Raw genomic sequence first — 19,030 nt, 5'->3', positions numbered from 1 at the left:
CGTCACCAGCAATCCGGCCAGAAGCGGGACGGTGAAGCGTCGTCGGGTGATCCCTTCCCTTCCCCTTGAAAGACCGGCGGAGCCGGACGGGGCGGGGCGGAAGGGGGACCGGGCTCTCACGTTTCCTGACTCCTGACGACGAAACTCGAATGCATGCACGCCTTCTTCTGCTACTCCAGCATCAGAGGGCGTCAAGGACGGGCAACCATGCGTCAGGGGAAAGCGCAGGGCCGCGCCGTTCGTTCCACCTGATGCCATTGTCATTACCCAATCAGGGGCACACCATGCACGGTATGACCTTCCGTTTCGTTTACACTTTCTCCGTTTTGTCTGCTCTCCTCCTGTCCGGTGTCGCCCACGCGGCGCCGGAAACCGCGCCGGATCGCACCGGAGAGGCGGTCTCGCGCCGTTTCGAGGCCATCCGCCATGACCCAGCCGCGCTCTCGGTTTTTCTGCGTGCGTTTCCCAAGGGCGCGGATCTGCACAACCATCTGGTGGGCGCGATTCCGGCCGAGCATCTTCTGGAGTGGGCCGATCAGGACCAGCGCTGCGTGAACCCGGACACGGGCGCCATCACCGCGACGCGCTGCCGCTTCGGTTTCCATCCGGCCCGAGACGCGGACCCGGTGCAGACGGTCATGGCCGATCCGAAACTGGCCGCGCGGACCATCGATGCGCTTTCCACACGCGATTTTGTGCCCACTGCGGACGATCGCTCACTCCACGATCACTTCTTTGCCACATTCGACAAGTTTCTTCCCGCCACGGTGGGTCGGGATGCCGATATGCTGGTCGATGCCCTCACGCAGGCGCGGCGGGATCATGTGACCTATGTGGAACTGATGGTGTCCCCGCAATTGCTGGAGGCGGCGCGTCTGGGTGCGTCCTCCACCATCCGGGATGAGGCCGGCATGACGGTGGCATTGGGGCGTATCACGCCACATCTGTCTCATCTTGTGAAACTTGCGCGTGAGGAAACGGACCGGATGGAGCACGGCGCGCGCCAGAAGATGCAATGCGGGACGCCGCAGGCGTCGCCCGGGTGTCAGGTGGCGGTGCGGTATCTGTGGCAGTCGGTGCGGATCATGCCGCCGGGCATGGTGTTCTCCCAGTTGGCCTTCGGTTATGCGCTGGCGCAGGCGGATGCCCGTTTTGTGGGGCTGAACATCGTGGGGGCGGAAGACAACCCCATCGCCATGCGGGATTACGCGCTGCATATGGACATGTTCCACGTGCTGTCCGAGCGCTGGCCCCATGTGAAACTTTCTTTGCATGCCGGGGAACTGTCCGAGGGACTGGTGCCGCCGGAAGGTCTGCTCTCGCACATCCGGCAGGCCGTGGACGTGGCTGGCGCGCGCCGCATCGGACATGGCGTGGACATCATGCAGGAGACGGATCCGTATGGCCTGCTCACGGAAATGGCCAAACGCAATGTGCTCGTGGAAATCAACTTGACCAGCAACGAGCAGATCCTCGGCGTGAAGGGCGCGGACCATCCTTTCCCGGTTTTCCGTGCGCACGGTGTCCCCGTGGCCCTGTCCACGGATGATGAGGGCGTTCTGCGCAGCACGCTCACGGACGAATATATCCACGCCACCACGCGCTATGGCCTGTCGTACACCGATCTTCGCGATCTTTCGCGTATGGGTCTCGAACATGCCTTTGTGCCCGGTGACAGCCTGTGGGCGTCTGTGTCTCCCTTCACCATCGCGGATGCCTGTATCGACCGTGTGCCGGGTGACGCGCCTACCGATGGAGCCTGCCACGATCTCTTGAGCCACAGTGAGAAAGCGCGTCTGCAATGGAAGCTGGAAGCGGACCTCGCCCGTTTCGAGGAGGCGGTGATGAAGGGTGAGGTGGTGCCGCAATGAACAGGACACTGGCCCGCGCTGTCCTGTTCGGCGCAGCGCTTCCTTTCGTGCATCTGGTTTCCCTCGCTCGTGGCGCGGAGGCGCTGCTTCCGGTGCGCGTGGTTGTGGTCACGACATTCGAACTGGGCGCAGACACAGGCGACACGCCGGGCGAGTTTCAGCACTGGGTGGAGAGACTGCCTCTGCCCACTGTCCTGTCGGCGCCGGGCAGCGATCATGGCACGCTGCGCTATAATGCCACCATGCAGGTGCTTGGCATCGTGACGGGTGAGGGGCCGTCGCACATGGCGTCCGCCATGACGGGGCTGGCGCTGGATACACGCTTCGATCTGCGTCGTGCCTATTTCATTCTTGCCGGAATCGGCGGGATCGATCCGAATTTCGGCTCCATTGGATCGGCGGTCTGGGCGCCGCATGTGGTCAATGGTGGGCTGGCGCATATGGTGGACGCGCGTGAGATGCCCGCCTCATGGCCGGACGGTTTCACGCCCGTGCAGGGGGCCGATCCCGAACCCACGCCGACCCCGCCGATTCATTCGCAGTGGGGCGACATGGCCTATACGCTCGATCCGGGGTTGGTGGGCTGGGCGTGGAACCTGACACGCGACATTCCGCTTTCCGATACGGATAAACTTCGCGCAAATCGCGCGCGCTACACAGGGTTTGAAAAAGCGCAGAAACCACCCGCCGTAATGCGGGGCGACACACTGTCGTCCGAGACGTTCTGGGTGGGGGCGCGCATGAATACATGGGCGGAGCGCTGGGTGCGATACTGGACGCAGGGACAAGGTGTTTTCGCGACCACGGCGGAAGAGGATGTCGCGTTCATGCAGGCGCTCTCAGCGCAGGCAAAAGCGGGCCGCGTGGATATCCGGCGCGCGCTGGTGCTGCGCGCTGGCAGCAATTACGACATGCCGCCGCCGGGCGGGACGGCGGCGCAGCTTCTGCGCGACGAACAGACGGAGAACGGTTTTGCCGGTTTCCTGCCGTCTGTGGAGGCGACGTACCGTGTGGGCAGTGTGGTCGTGCGCGAACTGGTGCGGCACTGGGATCGTTATGCCGACACCGTGCCGCAGGAACATGCGCGGCCTTGATGCCGGAGTTCTCTTTCGCAATCAGAGTTTTTCAGGAAGTGAGGCCATGTCGATGACAAAGCGGTATTTCACGTCCGAGCGCAGCACGCGCGCGTAGGCGTCATTGATCTGATCGATGCGGATCAGTTCGATATCACTGGTGATGCCGTGCTTTCCGCAGAAATCCAGCATTTCCTGCGTTTCCTGAATCCCGCCGATGGCTGAGCCTGACAGGCTGCGGCGTTTGGCCACAAGGCTGAACGCCCCCACGGCCATCGGCTTCTCCGGCAGACCCACCAGCACCATGTGCCCGTCCTGACGCAGCAGGCCGAGATAGGCGTTGATGTCATGATCGGCCGAGACGGCATCGAGGATAAAGTCGAAACGATTGGCTTCCGACGCCATGGCGGCCGCGTCTTTCGAGATCACGACGCGGTGCGCGCCCAGTCGCTTTCCATCTTCGATCTTTCCGGGCGATGTGGTGAACAATGTCACTTCCGCCCCAAGAGCGACCGCGAACTTGACGGCCATATGCCCCAGTCCGCCCAGCCCTACCACACCGACGCGATGACCTTTCCCGACCTTCCAGTGCGCCAGAGGCGACCATGTCGTGATCCCCGCGCAGAGCAGCGGGGCGGCGGCAGCCGGATCGAGGTTTTCGGGCACACGCAGCACGAAATGCTCATCGACCACGATGTGACGGGCATAGCCTCCGAATGTGTGGGCGCCCGCCGTGGGAAAAGCGGGGTCCGGACTGTTGTAGGTCCATGTGGGCGTGGCGTCGCAGTACTGTTCCAGTCCGTTTTGACAGGAGGGGCACTCCCGGCAGGAGTTGACCATGCACCCCACGCCCACCCGTTCGCCGACACGAAAGCGTGTCACATCATCTCCCACCGCCGCGACACGTCCGATGATCTCGTGGCCGGGCACGCAGGGATAGGAGGACTCACCCCATTCGCTGCGGACGGTGTGAATATCGGAATGACAGACGCCGCAATGCGTGATGTCGATCTTCACGTCGAGCGGGCCACAGTCACGGCGCTCGAAGGTGAAGGGGGCAAGCGGTGCGGTTGCGCTGGAAGCGGCATAGCCGACACAGGAAAACATGAGGCGTTCCTTATCTCGTAAGGGAAAATCTGGCGCGTATCCTCCGGCAGAGAGGTGGGCGGGTCAACGAACGCTGTTGTGAGAAACATTGCTCGGAAAGAGCTGTCGTTGAGATTTCTCATCGGGAGCGTTACGGAAGGGAAGGCTCTGACCGGGGCCAGTCTGCGCCCTGCCTGCCGGAGGACACGGCCATCTCGATGGAAAACGGATCATGAACGACACGCCCGCGCCTGCGGTGGAACCGATGACCCTGAAGATCGGTGATCCGGCCCCGGATTTTACCGCGCGCACTACACAGGGCGCGTTGTCCCTGAGCGGATTGCGTGGGGGATGGGTGGTGCTGTTCTCGCATCCGGCGGATTTCACGCCTGTCTGCACCAGTGAGTTCATGGCGTTCGCCAAAGCGACTGACCAGTTTTCTGCGCTGGACTGTCGGCTCGTGGGCCTGTCCATCGACAGTCTGCCCTCCCATCTCGCGTGGGTGGAAGCCATCCGCTCCTGCTTTGGCGTGGACATTCCCTTTCCCATTGTCGAAGACCCGTCCATGGCCATCGCCCGTGCTTATGGGATGCTGGATGCGCACGCCCAGAGCAGCGCTACGGTGCGCGGTGTGTTCGTGATCGACCCGCAGGGGGTCATTCGCGCCATCAACTGGTATCCGGCGTCCGTTGGCCGCTCGGTGCCGGAACTCCTGAGGTTGGTCACGGCCTTGCAGGTGGTGGACCGTGAAGGTGTGATGACCCCCGAGGGCTGGACGCCCGGCGCGGATGTGGTGGTGGTGAGTGATCTGACGCAGGACGCCGTGAGCAAGGCCGGACCGGCGTGGTTCCTGCAATACGCAAAGATGCCGCGTTCATGAGCACACTGACAGCGGATGAGGCAAAGACCCTGAGTGAGCGGCTACGGCTTTTCGCCCAGCCGCAGCGTCTGCTCATCCTCTCCACTCTCTTGGCGGGAGAACTGGCCGTCAGTGACATCGAAACGCGAACCGGCGTGACCCAGCCCACCCTGAGCCAGCAGATCGGCACCTTGCGCCGCGCCGGTGTTCTGGCGGCACGACGGGATTCCCGCTCGATGTATTACAGCTTTGCCAGTGAGGACGAGTTGAAGCGGGCGCGGTTGCTCATGGGGGTGCTGGACATGCCCGTACCGGAGGGACCGCCGCTTTCGCGTGCATCCAGTGCTCCTGTCGTTCAGGCACAGCCCTCGCCACGCACGACGGTCGGCGGTGGCGCCTGCTTTGCGCAGGTGAAGGTGACTGGCCGCTCTCCCGGTGGTTCCCGCTGAAAAACGTGGATTTCCGGATCAGTTGGACGTGCCGGGCAGCTTGAGATAGCCCGTTGCGGGCGAGCGTTTTTGTGTCGATGTCGCGCTTGTGTCGCTGCTGGTGTCGGAAGACGGCGCGCCACCGGGGAAGATGGCGTCCGGCTCATCGTCGTTTGTGGCGGGCGTGCTGGATGTAGTCGAAGGCGCTGCGGCGGTGGATGCCGGTGCTGTTGTCTTGGTTCCCGTATCAGCGGAAGACGGGCTTGTGGGGGCTGCATCTGCTGCGGGAGCGGCTGTGTCAGCAGGGGCCGCTGCCTGCGGTTTGGCCGCTGTCGCGCCATCGAGGGACTGGCTCTGGATGGCGTCCTGCGCGGGGCGTCCGCCCGCGTCCACCAGCCAGTCCTTGAGGTTGTTGCGGATCTGGTATTCCAGCTCCACGTTCATGTCCTGCATCATCTGGCGCGTCAGCTCATACAGGTTGGCGCGGCTGTCCGCATCGCCCTTCGAGAGATCGGGCTTCATGTCGCGTTTTACATGCGCTTCCACGACGCCAACTTTTTGTCCGGTGGCGGAGGTGATGTCGAGATGCGTGTCCATCTGTCCCGACAACGTGCCGCCTGCGTCATGCAGGATGGAGGCGCGGTCGATGGTGAACACGGCCGAACCGCTCTGTCCGGCGGCGATGAGCCGATCCTGAGCCATCTGCGTCAGGGCCTGCGCCGGGGGAATGGGCGCATCAGTGGCTTCATCGCCGGGCACGGCGCCCGGTGTGGCGTCGTTTACAACCCGCATGGTGGCGACGTTCAACTGAAGCTGGGAGAGATAGCCGTACTGGTAGGGCGGGAACGAGGTCACGGCGGTGGTGTCGGACGAACAACCGGGAAGCGCTGAGACCGCGGCCAGCGAGAGCACCAGAAAAGACAGACGCGGCAGGCGCATCAGCGTGCCGACCCGGTTGCGATCACGTTTCATCCCACCACTCCGTGTCTCACGCCCCTCGAAGGGGCTTTGTCTTGCCTGTCGGTGATGCCACATTTCCGCGCCTTCGTCATGACGCACGGAACATGCGGTCCTCACAGGTCATGGAGCATCGGCAGGGGGCAGCCGGTGATGGGTGGAAAACTCGTCCGATAGTTCTGCGGGTGGGATGTCCTCGGAACTGTCCGCGCCCGTCGCGGTAGAAGTCCGTCTGGGAAACTCCGGCAGGGATGTTGGCAGGGATGACGCCGCACCCAGCGTGAATCCTTTCCCGGCGACATCGGACAAACCGAATTTCATGACGGGCTCAGCAGGGGCTTTCCCGATTGCATCCGGATCGCTGATGAAACGGGCCAGCAGGCGGAAGGGAATGGTCGCGGCCTGTTCCGCCGGGCGCTCGCTGAGGATCAGATTCATCTGCGGGCAGTAAAGAACTGCAATGCCGTGACTGTCGTCGAGTTCCGGGGCAGGGCGAACCAGCCCCGCATAGAACACGTCGCCCGCATTGGGATCGGCAAAGCGCATGAGCACGAGATCGGGATCGTCGAGTACGCGATAGCCCCGCAGCACCAGGCTGCCATGGGGCGAGAGGATGACGGGCATGGCTCGGTTCGCCAGTCCCTTCGCGGTTTCCAGAAGCTGCACCAGCGTCGCGGCGGGCAACGGTGGCCGATCGGCGCTGAAGGTGATCCCGTTTTGCGGCAGCATCGGTGGCGTGAGACAGCCCGGCGGCGGCGAGCGCTCAAGCCATTCCCGGAGAAGCTCCTCGCACAACTGACGGCCCAGATTGCGCACGCTGTCCATCTTCTGGGGTTCCACCGGGCGGATGGCGGACAGGGTCTGCTGTGTCAGGGAGAGAAAAAATGGCGCAATGGCCGTCACCATCCCTTCACGCTCTGAATCCGGCAGATCGTCCAGACAACTGGCGAGATAATCGAGACTTCCGTCCAGTATCCAGTAGGCCTCCTGCCCGCTCTCATTGCGCATCCGCAGGATCGGGGTGGACAGCAGGCTGACATGCAGTGCGAAAGGCTGCCATCCCGGATAAAACTCATAGATCGGCTGTCCGCGCATACGGATCGGCCGCATCGTGCCGTCAATGCGCACGGCAATGCAGTTCTCATCCGGTGCGGCCGGGGCGATATCCCGGGAAAGAGAGGTGTTGGTCATGGTCGTGTCCGCTGTCAGGGCACCGGCTGGAAGGAGGCGCTTAGTGTCATGCCGGGCGGGTTCCCACCTCGTCACGGCCGAAATGGAAGTCGTGGTTGCAGAACTCACATTTCATGGTGATCTGCCCGTCTTCGGCCATGTGATCGAGATCGTCCTGAGGAAAGCGCGCGAGGATGTCCGAAAGTTTCGCGCGTGAGCAGCGACAGCCATAAGCCAGCGCGCGCGGTTGCCCCAGCTTGAGGGATTCCTCATGGAACAGACGGTGCAGCAGGGTGGCAGGCGGCAGCGCGTCATCGAGCAGTTCGTCCTCGGTGAGTGTCGCGGCCAGCACGCAGGCTGTCTGCCAGGAGTCCTCCTCGTGCTCGTCGAGCGCATCGCGGGTCTCGGCATCCTGAACGCCGTCTTCCACGCCGCCGCCATGAGCGATGCGCTCAAGGATCAGGGCTCCGGCCCGCCAGCCTTCCGGCCCCTTGCAGGCGGCCAGCATGATTTTGCAGGCGTGCTGCTCGCTGGTGTCGAAGTAGTGCATAGCCATGTCGGCGAGCGTATCGCCCGTGATTTCCACGATGCCCTGGTGCCGGTCCGTGTCCGGTCCCTGATCCACCGTCAGCGCAAGATAGCCCGCTCCGGTCAGCAGACGGTCGGTTGGTGCCGGGTCGGTGGCGAGCAGGGCTTCAAGCGCCTTCTCATCTGTGCGGGCGTAAAAGCGCAGCCCTCCCGTGTCCGTGCAGTCGGCCAGCAGCATGCCAACCGGCCCATCCCCCTTGATCTGAAGCGAGAAGGAGCCCTGAAACTTCAGGGCGCTCGCCAATGCCGCCACCAGCGCGAGCGCCTTGCCGCCAAGAGCGGACACGACGGGGGCGTTCTCATGACGGGTCAGCAGCACATCGGCCAGCCGCCCAAGACGGACCAACCGCCCGCGGACGGGCCGTCCTCCCAGATAAAACGGCGTCACACCGCCGGGCACCACCACGTCAGGAACGGCTGGGCGGTCGCGGTCGAGAAAAGCTGGTGCGTCCATGGCTCGGTCTCCTGACGGGGGCATATGGGGTGGGAAAACGAAGCGTTTTTAGAGGTCGGCCGTCAGGCGCGCTTCCAGCGCCTCAAGATCCTTCTCGAAGGCGCGCCACTGTGTGGCATCGAGCGTAAAGGCCGCCTTCATGGCTGACAGCAGGCCCATCCGGCAGCTGTCATGCGCGCTGTCCAGATCTTCCGAGCGTGGGGCGCTGGCCAGACAGTCGATATAGGAATCGCGAAACCGCTGCGTTTTGTCGGCAGGCAGGCCCAGCTTTGCAAACACCTTGTCGGCCTCGGGTTCCAGCCAGCCGGGGGCGGCGGGCACGTCCTCCGTGGAGGTCATATGGATCGGGCCGCCTTCGGGGCCGTCCTGCGGGATGTCGCTCATGCCTCTTCCTTTCCGAACCGTGTCCAATCCTTGCCGCCCAATGCCCAGACGAGGAGACCTTTCTGCGCGTGCAGACGGTTTTCGGCCTCATCGAACACCACGGAATGAGGGCCTTCAAACACTTCTTCCGTCACTTCCTCTCCGATATGGGCAGGGAGACAGTGCATGAACAGGGCATCGCGCGCGGCGAGTTTCATCAGGGCTGCGTCCACCCGGTAAGGCTCCAGCAGCGCGATGCGCTCGGCGGCGGCCTCGTCGGACATGCTCACCCATGTATCGGTCAGCACGCAGTCAGCGTTGGCTACGGCTTCTTTCGGGTCGTGCGTGAGCATCAGTTCCGCGCCCTGCCCGCGTGCCCACGCCACGACCTCGGCGTTGGGCGCAAGCTGCGTGGGGGTGGCGATGTTCAGGCGGAAATCGAAAAGGGCAGCGGCCTCGATCAGGGACGACGTGACATTGTTGCCGTCGCCCACCCATGCCAGCGTGCGTCCCGCGATCGGGCCGCGATGCTCTTCGAAGGTCATGATGTCGGCCATGATCTGGACCGGGTGGGACGCAGGCGTGAGGCCGTTGATGACCGGCACGCTGGCCCAGCGCGCCAGTTCGTGCAGTGCGGATGTGCGGCCCGTGCGCAGCACGATGGCGTCCACGAAGCGTGACAGCACGCGCGCCGTGTCCTTGACGGACTCGCCCCGACCCAACTGGGTGTCAGCCGAGGACAGCACCACGGCGTCGCCACCGAGCTGGCGCATGCCGACCTCGAACGAGACGCGCGTGCGGGTGGAAGGCTTGGAGAGCAGGATGCCCAGCGCGCGGCCTTCCAACGGACGGGCCGGATGGATCGGCCGGCGGCGTCCGTGCTGCATCTTCTTGATGCCCGCAGCGACGTCGAGAATCTGCCGCAGTGTCGTCCGGTCCAGATCGCGCAGGTCGAGAAAGTGACGGATCGCGCTCTGCCCGACGGGTGCCGGAGCGGTGAGTGTGGAAGCGGCTGAGGCGGTCACGAGGTGATCTCCGGCGTTTTGGCGCCAGATGCGGCGCGCAGATGAGTGGCGGCCTGCCGGAGGCGGGTCACGCCTTCCTCACAGTCCTGTTTCGAGATGATGAGAGGGGGCACCAGCCGCAGCACGTTGTCGCCCGCCGCCACGGCCAGCAGGCCAGCGTCGCGGACGGCGTTCAGCACATCGCCCACCTTGGGCACGCAACGCAGGCCGATCAGCAGCCCAAGCCCTCGCCGCTCGGTGAAGATGTCGGGAAACTCCGTAATCAGGATGTCGAGTTGCCCGTCGAGCAGGGCCGCGCGCTCCTGCACGCGCTCCATAAAGCCCGGCGCCAGCAGCACGTCGAGCACGGCATTGCCCGCAGCGCAGGCCAGCGGATTGCCGCCGAAGGTGGTGCCGTGCGTGCCGGGTGTCAGATGTTTCGCTACGGCTTCGCGAGCGAGGATGGCCCCGATGGGAAAACCACCGCCCAGCCCCTTGGCGGCGGACATGACATCGGGTTCCACACCGGCCCATTCATGCGCGAACAGCTTGCCCGTGCGGCCCACACCCGTCTGCACCTCATCAAAGCCGAGGAACAGGCCGAACTCGTCGCACATGGTGCGCAGTTCCTTGAGGAAGCGTACGTCCGCGGCCTTTATGCCGCTCTCGCCCTGAATGGGTTCGAGCATCACGCCCGCTGTCTCGGGTGTGATGGCGTCGCGCACAGCGTTCATGTTGTTGAGCGGCACATGATCGAAGCCCGGCGCACGTTCGCCAAAACCCTCAAGATAGGTCGGGTTGCCGGTGGCCGAGAGCATGCCCAGCGTGCGGCCGTGGAACGCGCCCTCAAAGCACAGGATGCGCGTGCGCTCGGGATGGCCGCTCTTGGCCTGCGCGCGGCGCATGGCTTTCACCATGCCTTCGTTCGCTTCCGCGCCGGAATTGCAGAAAAACACGCTGTCGGCGAACGTCGCTTCCACCAGCCGCGCGGCAAGGCGCTCGGCCTGCGGCACGCGAAACAGGTTGGAGACGTGAATGACCTTCGCCGCCTGTTCGGTGATGGCCTTTACCAGATGCGGGTTGGCGTGGCCGAGCGAGCAGGTGGCGATACCTGAGGCAAAGTCGAGAAATCGTCGTCCATCCGTCGTGTACAGCCAGGCGCCTTCGCCCCGCTCGAAAGCGAGGTCGGCGCGGTTGTAGGTCGGCATCAGGGCGGAGATCATGGAAAGCGGTGCTTCCTGCTGGAATGAATGGGCTGAAACAGACATAGCCCGCTCCTGAAGGGAAGCGGGCGTCCGGTCCATTGCCATGATGAACGCGGGCATGTGTCCAAGTCAAACAGCACGGGGATGAAAAGCGCGGTGGACTGCCTTTCGCAGGAGGCAGGGCCGTCTTTCAGCCGCCCATTATGGCGTCGTGGAGCAGCTTGAAATTGAGCACCAGAATGACGGTGGCCACGATCCAGGCGATTAATGCGAGAGGGCGTGAGATCGCGAAGTTGCCCATCATGTCACGCCGTGTGGTGAACCAGACCAGCGGGATGACGGCAAAGGGAAGCTGCATGGACAGGACGACCTGACTGAACACCAGCAGATCGTTCACATGGTCCGCCCCCAGCACCAGTGTGACGAACACAACCGGCACGATGGCGAGACTGCGTGTGAGCAGCCGCCGCATCCAGCCCGGCAGGCGCAGATCGAGGAAGCCCTCCATCACGATCTGACCCGCCAGTGTGCCCGTGATGGTGGAGTTCATGCCGGCCGCGAGCAGTGCCACGGCGAACAGGGTGGAGGCGATGCCCGCCCCGAGCACGGGTGACAGCAGGTGATAGGCCACGTCGATATCGGCCACGTCCGCATGGCCGGTGGTGTGAAAGGCCGCAGCCGCCACGATCAGGATGGCGGCGTTGATGAACAGCGCGAATGTGAGCGCGATGGTGCTGTCGAGCGTGCTGAACCGGATGGCTTCACGCAGGCCGTTAGGCGTGCGCTCGAATGCCCGCGTCTGCACGATGGAGGAATGCAGATAGAGATTATGCGGCATGACGGTGGCGCCGATGATCCCGATGGCGATGTAGAGCATGGTCGGATTGGTCAAGATGGCGGGTTTCGGCACAAATCCCTTCATAATGGCCGCGACCGAAGGATCGGCCATTATGATCTGGGCGCCAAAGCACACCGCAATCACGACCAGAAGCCCGATGATGAAGGCTTCGAGATAACGAAACCCGCGCCCCATCAGAAGCAGCACCACAAAAGCGTCCAGCGCAGAGAGGAGAGCGCCGACCACGAGAGGAAGACCGAAGAGAAGCTGAAGTGCCACCGCCGTGCCGATCACCTCCGCGAGATCACAGGCGATGATGGCCAGTTCGCAGGTGATCCACAGCACCATGTTGAGAGCTTTTGGACACCGTGCCCGACAGGCTTGCGCCAGATCGAGTCCCGTGACGATGCCCAGTCGGGCGGACAGGGCCTGCAGCAGGATCGCCATCAGGTTGGACAGAAGGATGACACTCAGCAGCGTGTAGCCGAACTGCGCTCCGCCCTGCAGATCGGTCGCCCAGTTGCCGGGGTCCATATACCCCACCGAGACGAGGTAACCCGGTCCCACGAAGGCCGCGAACCGCTTTAGCCATGGCGCGTCCGGGCCGGGCACGCGGATGCTGGCGAAGACTTCGGGCAGGGAGCGGCGGACGACGGGTGTGTCGGACACGGGCGGGCTCTTTCTTCGGATGCGACAGGGCGATCAATCAATATGCACAGTGCTATACTTTTTGGTGGAAGGAAAGTGGTTTCAGAAGATGCTGATCTGGACGCCATTGTCTTCCACTTCTTTCCAATAAAGACATTTAGGATTGCCGCGCGCCTGAGCACCGCAGGCGTCATTTTTTCATGGCATTATCATTTCAGGAGAACGACGATTCTCATCGGTGTAAATCTTGGCGGTCTTGAAGACGGCAGCACGTTTTCGACACGCGCTTATTACAATTACAATGTTCCCAACGCATCGCGTGCTGAAGGCTGGATTGCGCTTGGCTGCACAGCCGCGCGTATCCCGCACAATCTCTACCGCATGCAGCCCGGCGGCATGGGAACCGACCTCGATCCGACCTATTTCGGTTATTCCACGGCGCTGGCGCAGCCTTATCTGGATGCGAAAGGCTTCGTGTTCTTCGATCCGCATGGCTTTGGCAGCATCCAGACCAGTGGTGCGACTGTGGACATCACCACGACAGAGGGAGAGGCGCAGTATCTCGATTACATGACGCGGCTGGCGACAAAGGTCACGGCGTGGATGGGCGATGCCAGCTCGTCATGCGTGGGCATCGGCCTGATGAACGAGCCGTCCCAGCACGACAACGCGACGTATCAGCTGCTGTGGAACAAGGCCATTGCGGCCATGCGCGGCGCTGGTTACAAGGGCACGATCCTTGTGCCATGGACCGATTGGCAGGCGGTCTCGCAGTTCAGTGCGACCAATCCGCCGCCCGCCGTGGTGGATGACGTAGGCCCCTGTGTGCTGGACGTTCACTGTTATCTCGATCAGTACAATACAGGCTCGGGCGCATCGGCCGCTAGTGCGACCATCGGTGTCGAGCGTTTCGCCGGGCTGTTCGCCTCCCAGTTGCCGTTGTGTTATTCCGGGATCGTCCTGAGCGAGACGGGATGTCCGAACGATGACATCTCGCGCACGGCGTTCTCCAACATGCTCACGGCATTGGCGGCGGATTCGCGCATGATCGCCACCACCGTCTGGTGTGACGATGCGTGGCTTGCGAAAAACGCCAATTACATCACGGCGGATACGACCGATCCACGTGTACAGATCATGCTGGACTGTCTGCCGAAATAAGATGGTGGGCTATTCGTCGGGAAGCCCTTTGCGGATCTCCTGCGAATAGCCCGCATCCGGCACGGCGCCTTCAGGTCGATGGATACGACTCATGCGCTTGAGAGTCGGGAAATCGTAGTGTCGGTCAAGAAAATCCATGTCATAGGCCAGAGATGCCGTATAGCCGCTGAGCAGAACGCGCCAGTCCAGACGGTAGCGCCATTGCGCCTGCGCGCGTGTGAGAATCCCGGTCGTGCAGTTGTCCGTCAGGGTGTTATACCATTGCGGTGTTCGGGTGAGAGAATGAATCTCGGCCAGATAGCTCAGGAACAGGCGCTTTTCCGTCGCCGGTGAGAGGTCGAGGTGATAGAGATAGACACGCTCTTTTCGGAAATCCGTGCGCACACCAATCAGATCGCGTTCATCCGCCGTGACGTAGAACAGTTCGTAATGGTGGAAGAACCCGGCAATGGCGGAATAGGGAAAGCGCTTCTGCCTCCGGGTTTCGATGGAAATGGCCAGATGCTGTCCGGTGTTGAAGGCGAAGGACAGGAATACATGGGCGATGCTTTCACCCGCCCAGTAGGATGTGATGAGGTCCACTCCCGAGAGCGCGTCCACATCGTAATCCGCGTCATACCATGCGGGCGTGAAGGTGCTTTCCGTATGCCATGCGAAATTCCGGATATGCCGAATATGCGCGATATGATCCTCAAGAACCGCATCGGCCGGAAGAGAATATTCCCCGGACCAGTCACGGTCATTGCGGGGAGGATCGGTCAGATACCATCCCCAGAAACCCAGCAGCAGAACGGCTGATGCGCCACGCCGCACGGTCTGCCGTTTCTGGAGAAAAGCGGCTGCCAGTAACAGGGGATAAACAATCGAGAGCGCTGTGCAGAGCCAGATGGGCAGGATGGTCGAGTAATGGAACGCTGCCGCCGAGAAGGCGATCATGAGAACGGCAGCGATGATGCAAAGAATACAGAAAAACCGTTTCATTCCGAAGGTCTTTCCGTGGGGACATACAGACCGCCGATCCGTGCGATATTGCGTTGCTCCATATCGCCGGGCGGAGGCGTATCGCCGGTCAGACGATGGATGCGATTGAAGAGAATGCGCCGCACTTCGGCAATCGTCACCGGGTTGGACTGGGTGGAGTGGGCCGAGTGTTTGACCACCAGTTCCGAGTTTACATACGGCACATGGGCGCTTTCATATTCCACCACCCCGTCGGTGGCATCCGGTCCGGGCTTGTCCCCAAGAACGGGAATGATGGAGTGGGCCTCCACTTTTTCCGACACGGGAATGGCTGCCAGCGCACGGATGAAGCGGCTTTCGGGCGACATGCCATAGACGCTGCCCACCCGCCACGCGCTCATGTCCAGTCGCAGTCCCTGATTGTCGGAAACAAGCTCCTGCATGACATGCGTGACGGACAAAGGAAACGTCATCATCCGTCCCAGAACGCGTGAGACGGACAGTGTGGCGAGGTAGCTGCCGTGCTGGGGGGTGGAGATGAAGGCCACATTGTCCACCACAGGCATGGGCGCGGGGAAGAGGGCTTCGTGCAGCAGATCGCGTGCGTCCGGCGTGAGGCGTAGCTTGTCGAACGGCGTGGAGAGCAGCCCGTCCCACAGAAGATCTTTCGCGTCGATCACGAGCATTTTGGAAAGAAGGCCGCCCTGACTGTGGCCGATGAGGGTGACATGGGCGAGCGCCGGATCGGCCTGCGGACCGCCAAGGCTTTGCACCGCCTCATTGATCGATTCCCTGAGTTGCAGGGCGGAGTAGGGGATCGGGTTTCCCGTGCCGTACGAGAACAGCCAGAATTCGTAATGACGGCGGATTTCCGGATCGGACAGAAGATCGTTCACCATGTCCGCCCATCGTCCGGGGCTGGACGCCGTGCCATGCACCAGAACGACCGGCATGCGTCCCAGCCGATGCGGCTCGATGGCGGCAAGGCGCAGGCGATGGTGCTGATCGAGGAACTGTCCGTCGAGAAAACCTCTGTATTCAGCAGACCAGTCCACCGATTCACTCAGGCTGATGGCGCGCGCCGTGGTCGTGTCGTACTGAAGCGGAACATGAACATCACCAGCAGGATGCGCCTGTTGTTCATCTTCGGCGGACAGGAACAGGTGTCCGGTCAGTGTGTCGGAGAGGATCTGTTCACGGGCGGAGGGAAGATCCAGAAACAGGCTGACCGGCACACGCTCGCGGTCCGTAATCTGGAAGGCGGCACTCTCTCCCGTGGTCATCATGGGGATCGCGGCAAGAGGCTCCCCCAGACCCGGCGTGATGTAGATATTGTTCAGGCCATGGATCTTCAGCCGTGCCGTGGGGCGGAAATCCGTCAGTTCATGTCCGTGCCATTGCCGGTCGGTCGGATTGGCAGAGAGGTCGAGCGTGCCGAAGGGAAGCTGCCAGCGTTGGGCGCCTACATTGACCGGAGAGCCGAATGCCTCCGTAAGGGCAAACATGTAGAGATCGCAGGCCTGACGGAAATGCGCGTCATAGGGGCTGGGGCGGTCATCCACCGACGCATCGGGGGCGAGATAGGCATAGGCGTAGAGAGCCGCGGCCATGAAAATTGTCCGGTCGTGCGTCTGGCGTGCGCGCAGCCAGGACAGTTCCGCCAGAGCGAACAACTGATCGGACAGGTTCTGGGCAAAGAACCCGGCCTGCGTCATCGTGCGCAGCGAAGTGATGGCGCGATCGGGATCGTGCTGCCACGTCGTTTCGAGGTTCTGGCGTTGCAGCACGATCCGTGTCGAGTTGCTGGGCGTCTCGCTCCACAGGGCGCTGATGTTGCGCTGCCTGTAGGCGTCCACAAGGCCGAGTTTCTCGATGGAGACAGGGGAGCAGGCGGAGAGCGCCAGTAACGCGGCGGCAATCAGTGCGCCTTTGCGGCTCTGCTGCCGTCGTAATGTCGCGCGTTGGCGCATGTAGTGTCGGTCTCCGGTTGCTGGAGGCCGCAGATTACTGTCTCGAAACGATGCGGCAACCCTCGGTGTGGGAAAACAGGTGTGCCGGGAAGACACGGTTCGTTTTTACCGAGTGCATCCTTGTGACGTTGGTCGGAAAGTTTTGTCTGGCTGGAGCCGTGCGACGGGGCAGGCCGCCACAAGCGTCGTCAGCCAGAACATGTACCACATCGGCGATGGCCCCTTGATGACCTGCCCAAAATCCGTCATCGCGCTGAGGAGCGTATGGACCACCAGCGCCAGCCCTAGAGGCCGCCTCGCCCGGTTCCGGGGGGCGAGCACATTGCCCAGCACGCAGGCCAGATAGGCGCCCAGAAGAGCCACGCCGATTACGCCCGCATAGAGCCATGTGGAGAGCAGCAAATTGTGCGGGAAACTCTCTCCCGGCACGCTCAGCTTGTAGCTCGGGCCGTGCCCCACCCAGAACGCCTGCCCGATGGCGTCCCATGCTTCGTGCCAGATGCGCAGACGGTGTGAATCCCCTCGCCCCAGTTGTTCGCGGATCATGCGCGCGGGCAGGCTTGTGGGCGAAAACCATGCCAGTCCGGCCATGGCGACTGATGCGGCTGCGGGGACAAGCAGCACCTTGGGGCGTTGCAGACCGAACAGCACGAGGCTCGCCGCACCGACGGCCAGCAACGGTCCTCGGCTGCCGGTCAGTACGATGAAGGCAAGCACCGTCAGTCCCGCCAGCCAATAGCGGCGCTGGCCGGTGCGGAGTGCCTCTGCCTGCGCCATCAGCAGAACGGCGCCCATGATGGTGGCGCCGAGGATCTGGTGTTTCGTCTCCGCCCAGCCCTCCATGCGCAGGACATTGCCTTCCCATTCCCTCTGCATGTGAAACGGCAGACGCGCGAACGCGATGATGGCATTGAGTGTGGCGGCGGCGATCAGCACCTGCATGAGCCGTTCGCGGAAGTCCGGGCGTGTCATCAGCGCGTCCGTCAGCACCAGCACGTAAACGGTGGTGTTGAGCATGTTCCACAGCCAGAAACACGCGCTCCCGGCTTCGTGCCAGTCGGTCGCATGTGTCAGGATGCCGACAGAAAACCATGCGATCAGGGCTACGCCTAAACCAAGGACGGGTGGCCATGTGCGAAGTGGCGGCACTCCCCTGCCCTTTGCGGTTTCATAGAGAAACAGCGGTAGGATGCCTGCATAGAAAATGTCGGACCACAGAGGTTCGGGCGAGACGAGAAAGCCAAGCCCCACCACGATGAGTAAGAACTCGTGCAGGAAGCCGCGAGGGTGTTCCCGCCACAACCACGTCATCTCACGCGGCGAGGCCAGCGGGCCGCTCACCACGGCATGTCCTCGGGTGCGCAAGCATCCATAATGACCTCGACCATGAACTGCGTCACCGCGCGTTCGTTGAAGCGTTCCACATACCGCGCACGCCCGGCTTCACCCATCCGCATGCGTTCCTCCGGGTGAGCGGCCAGATGTTTCAGCTTGTCCGCGAGTTCGTCGAGAGAGGAGAAGAACAGCATCTCGTCTCCACTGAAATAGTCCGCGTAGCCCGTGGCGCGTTCGATCGCGACGACACAACCGTTTCCGGCCAGATGGGCGATGCGGTCGGAGGTGTAGAGGTAATAATCGGCGCGTCGCGATATGTTCAGGCCGATGGCGCAGGATTCCAGCACGTCCTGATAGCGTGCGCCGTGAAGATGCGGCCGCCCCCCGATGCCTGCCAGCGCCATGCGCAACGTGGGCGCGCGACGTGCGAGATCGGCGATGAAGTCGTCCATGTTCCATTCGCGCCCGCAAATCTCGCGCAAGGGACGTGCCGGATTGCCGCAGGCGTAGAACAAGTCATGCGCAAGGTCGCGCACGCGATCGGCCCGCCCCGTTTCCACAGAAAGGTCCACCGGGTTGGGCAGGAAGCTCATGGCGTGGCCGCTCTCTCGCATCTTTTCCAGCGGCTGTCCGGCTGTGGAAATGAAAGTGTGGGCCACAACGTCGAGCTTGCTGCGTATGCGCCGGACATTATCGGGCTCGAACAGGGGGTCCACGTTCCATTGGGCGATGCGCACACCGGGCACGGCCTGTTGCACCTCGGCCAGTGTGGCGGGTTCGATCATATCCGCATGGCCGAGCAGAAGGATGTCGGGGCGGTGCTGGCGGCAGAACGCGAGTAGGGCACGGTTGACGGCGCGGCGCCCGAACTTGCGACTGCCGAACAGGGAGGAAGCCCGCGCCACGTCCCGGTCCGAGAAGTTGAGCACAAGGTGCCCCAGTCGGATCAGGCCGTTGGTAAGCTTGATCTGGACCGAATGTTTCGGCCCCTCGCGCAGGCCCGTCATGAACGCCCCGACATGGACGATGGTAAGGGGAGGAATGTGCATGCGGAAAACGC

17 protein-coding genes are annotated in these 19,030 nt (G+C 62.7%); 5 read left to right on the top strand and 12 right to left on the bottom strand.

The genetic code is table 11. From position 1 onward, the window contains the following. Nucleotides 1-326: 326 nt before the first annotated feature. Nucleotides 327-1,871, top strand: a complete 1,545-nt coding sequence (locus tag GOB87_RS07075; RefSeq protein WP_242006214.1) for an adenosine deaminase family protein — start codon at nucleotides 327-329, stop codon at nucleotides 1,869-1,871. Then, nucleotides 1,868-2,965 (top strand): purine nucleoside permease, encoded by a 1,098-nt coding sequence (locus GOB87_RS07070; RefSeq protein WP_166314259.1) that lies wholly within the window; start codon nucleotides 1,868-1,870, stop codon nucleotides 2,963-2,965. Before GOB87_RS07075 ends, GOB87_RS07070 begins: the two co-directional genes overlap by 4 nt. 21 nt (nucleotides 2,966-2,986) lie before the next feature. On the opposite strand, the gene GOB87_RS07065 is transcribed toward GOB87_RS07070, so the two are convergent. Further along, complete coding sequence (locus GOB87_RS07065) at nucleotides 2,987-4,051, bottom strand: NAD(P)-dependent alcohol dehydrogenase (protein ID WP_166314256.1); 1,065 nt, start codon at nucleotides 4,049-4,051, stop codon at nucleotides 2,987-2,989. Between the two features lie 211 nt (nucleotides 4,052-4,262). Between GOB87_RS07065 and GOB87_RS07060 the strand changes: the two genes are divergently transcribed. After that, nucleotides 4,263-4,910: a peroxiredoxin gene (locus GOB87_RS07060; protein ID WP_166314253.1), complete on the top strand. Its 648-nt coding sequence runs from the start codon at nucleotides 4,263-4,265 to the stop codon at nucleotides 4,908-4,910. Continuing rightward, nucleotides 4,907-5,338, top strand: coding sequence for an ArsR/SmtB family transcription factor (locus GOB87_RS07055; RefSeq protein ID WP_166314250.1), 432 nt, complete (start codon nucleotides 4,907-4,909; stop codon nucleotides 5,336-5,338). The genes GOB87_RS07060 and GOB87_RS07055 overlap by 4 nt, the downstream gene beginning before the upstream one ends. A gap of 18 nt (nucleotides 5,339-5,356) precedes the next feature. Here GOB87_RS07055 and GOB87_RS07050 read toward each other — a convergent pair whose 3' ends face one another. The 7 genes from GOB87_RS07050 to GOB87_RS07020 form a co-directional block, all read right to left on the bottom strand. Further along, nucleotides 5,357-6,289 carry a hypothetical protein gene (locus GOB87_RS07050; RefSeq protein WP_242006213.1) on the bottom strand — a complete coding sequence of 311 codons (933 nt, stop codon included), beginning with the start codon at nucleotides 6,287-6,289 and terminating at the stop codon, nucleotides 5,357-5,359. Between the two features lie 108 nt (nucleotides 6,290-6,397). After that, entirely contained in the window at nucleotides 6,398-7,465 is a 1,068-nt protein-coding gene (locus GOB87_RS07045) for a hypothetical protein (RefSeq protein WP_166314247.1), read from the bottom strand. 46 nt (nucleotides 7,466-7,511) lie between these two features. Continuing rightward, nucleotides 7,512-8,486 carry an Hsp33 family molecular chaperone HslO gene (hslO, locus tag GOB87_RS07040; protein ID WP_166314244.1) on the bottom strand — a complete coding sequence of 325 codons (975 nt, stop codon included), beginning with the start codon at nucleotides 8,484-8,486 and terminating at the stop codon, nucleotides 7,512-7,514. Between the two features lie 48 nt (nucleotides 8,487-8,534). Beyond that, nucleotides 8,535-8,870: a hypothetical protein gene (locus GOB87_RS07035; RefSeq protein WP_166314241.1), complete on the bottom strand. Its 336-nt coding sequence runs from the start codon at nucleotides 8,868-8,870 to the stop codon at nucleotides 8,535-8,537. Then, nucleotides 8,867-9,874, bottom strand: coding sequence for an ornithine carbamoyltransferase (argF, locus tag GOB87_RS07030; protein WP_166314238.1), 1,008 nt, complete (start codon nucleotides 9,872-9,874; stop codon nucleotides 8,867-8,869). The genes GOB87_RS07035 and argF overlap by 4 nt, the downstream gene beginning before the upstream one ends. Beyond that, nucleotides 9,871-11,076 carry an aspartate aminotransferase family protein gene (locus GOB87_RS07025; RefSeq protein WP_166314299.1) on the bottom strand — a complete coding sequence of 402 codons (1,206 nt, stop codon included), beginning with the start codon at nucleotides 11,074-11,076 and terminating at the stop codon, nucleotides 9,871-9,873. Before GOB87_RS07025 ends, argF begins: the two co-directional genes overlap by 4 nt. Before the next feature lie 172 nt (nucleotides 11,077-11,248). Further along, on the bottom strand, nucleotides 11,249-12,565 hold the full coding sequence (locus GOB87_RS07020; protein ID WP_264806001.1) for an Nramp family divalent metal transporter: 1,317 nt from the start codon (nucleotides 12,563-12,565) through the stop codon (nucleotides 11,249-11,251). 75 nt (nucleotides 12,566-12,640) lie between these two features. Between GOB87_RS07020 and GOB87_RS07015 the strand changes: the two genes are divergently transcribed. Beyond that, entirely contained in the window at nucleotides 12,641-13,705 is a 1,065-nt protein-coding gene (locus tag GOB87_RS07015) for a cellulase family glycosylhydrolase (protein WP_166314235.1), read from the top strand. Nucleotides 13,706-13,714: 9 nt separating this feature from the next. Here the strand turns inward: GOB87_RS07015 and GOB87_RS07010 are convergent, their stop codons facing one another. The 4 genes from GOB87_RS07010 to GOB87_RS06995 all read right to left on the bottom strand — a co-directional run bounded on the left by GOB87_RS07010 (nucleotide 13,715) and on the right by GOB87_RS06995 (nucleotide 19,019). Next, a complete protein-coding gene (locus GOB87_RS07010; RefSeq protein WP_166314232.1) occupies nucleotides 13,715-14,686 on the bottom strand; it encodes an Lnb N-terminal periplasmic domain-containing protein in 972 nt (323 codons plus the stop codon). Next, nucleotides 14,683-16,635: an esterase/lipase family protein gene (locus GOB87_RS07005; RefSeq protein WP_166314229.1), complete on the bottom strand. Its 1,953-nt coding sequence runs from the start codon at nucleotides 16,633-16,635 to the stop codon at nucleotides 14,683-14,685. Before GOB87_RS07005 ends, GOB87_RS07010 begins: the two co-directional genes overlap by 4 nt. 105 nt (nucleotides 16,636-16,740) lie before the next feature. Further along, nucleotides 16,741-17,976 carry an O-antigen ligase family protein gene (locus tag GOB87_RS17045; protein WP_166314226.1) on the bottom strand — a complete coding sequence of 412 codons (1,236 nt, stop codon included), beginning with the start codon at nucleotides 17,974-17,976 and terminating at the stop codon, nucleotides 16,741-16,743. Continuing rightward, nucleotides 17,973-19,019 (bottom strand): glycosyltransferase family protein, encoded by a 1,047-nt coding sequence (locus tag GOB87_RS06995; protein WP_166314223.1) that lies wholly within the window; start codon nucleotides 19,017-19,019, stop codon nucleotides 17,973-17,975. The genes GOB87_RS17045 and GOB87_RS06995 overlap by 4 nt, the downstream gene beginning before the upstream one ends. Between the last annotated feature and the right edge of the window lie 11 nt (nucleotides 19,020-19,030).

This window comes from Acetobacter estunensis, from assembly GCF_011516945.1.
Classification (GTDB): domain Bacteria; phylum Pseudomonadota; class Alphaproteobacteria; order Acetobacterales; family Acetobacteraceae; genus Acetobacter; species Acetobacter estunensis.
Note: the sequence above shows the minus strand (reverse complement) of the source record. Positions and strands in the feature narration are given on the sequence as shown.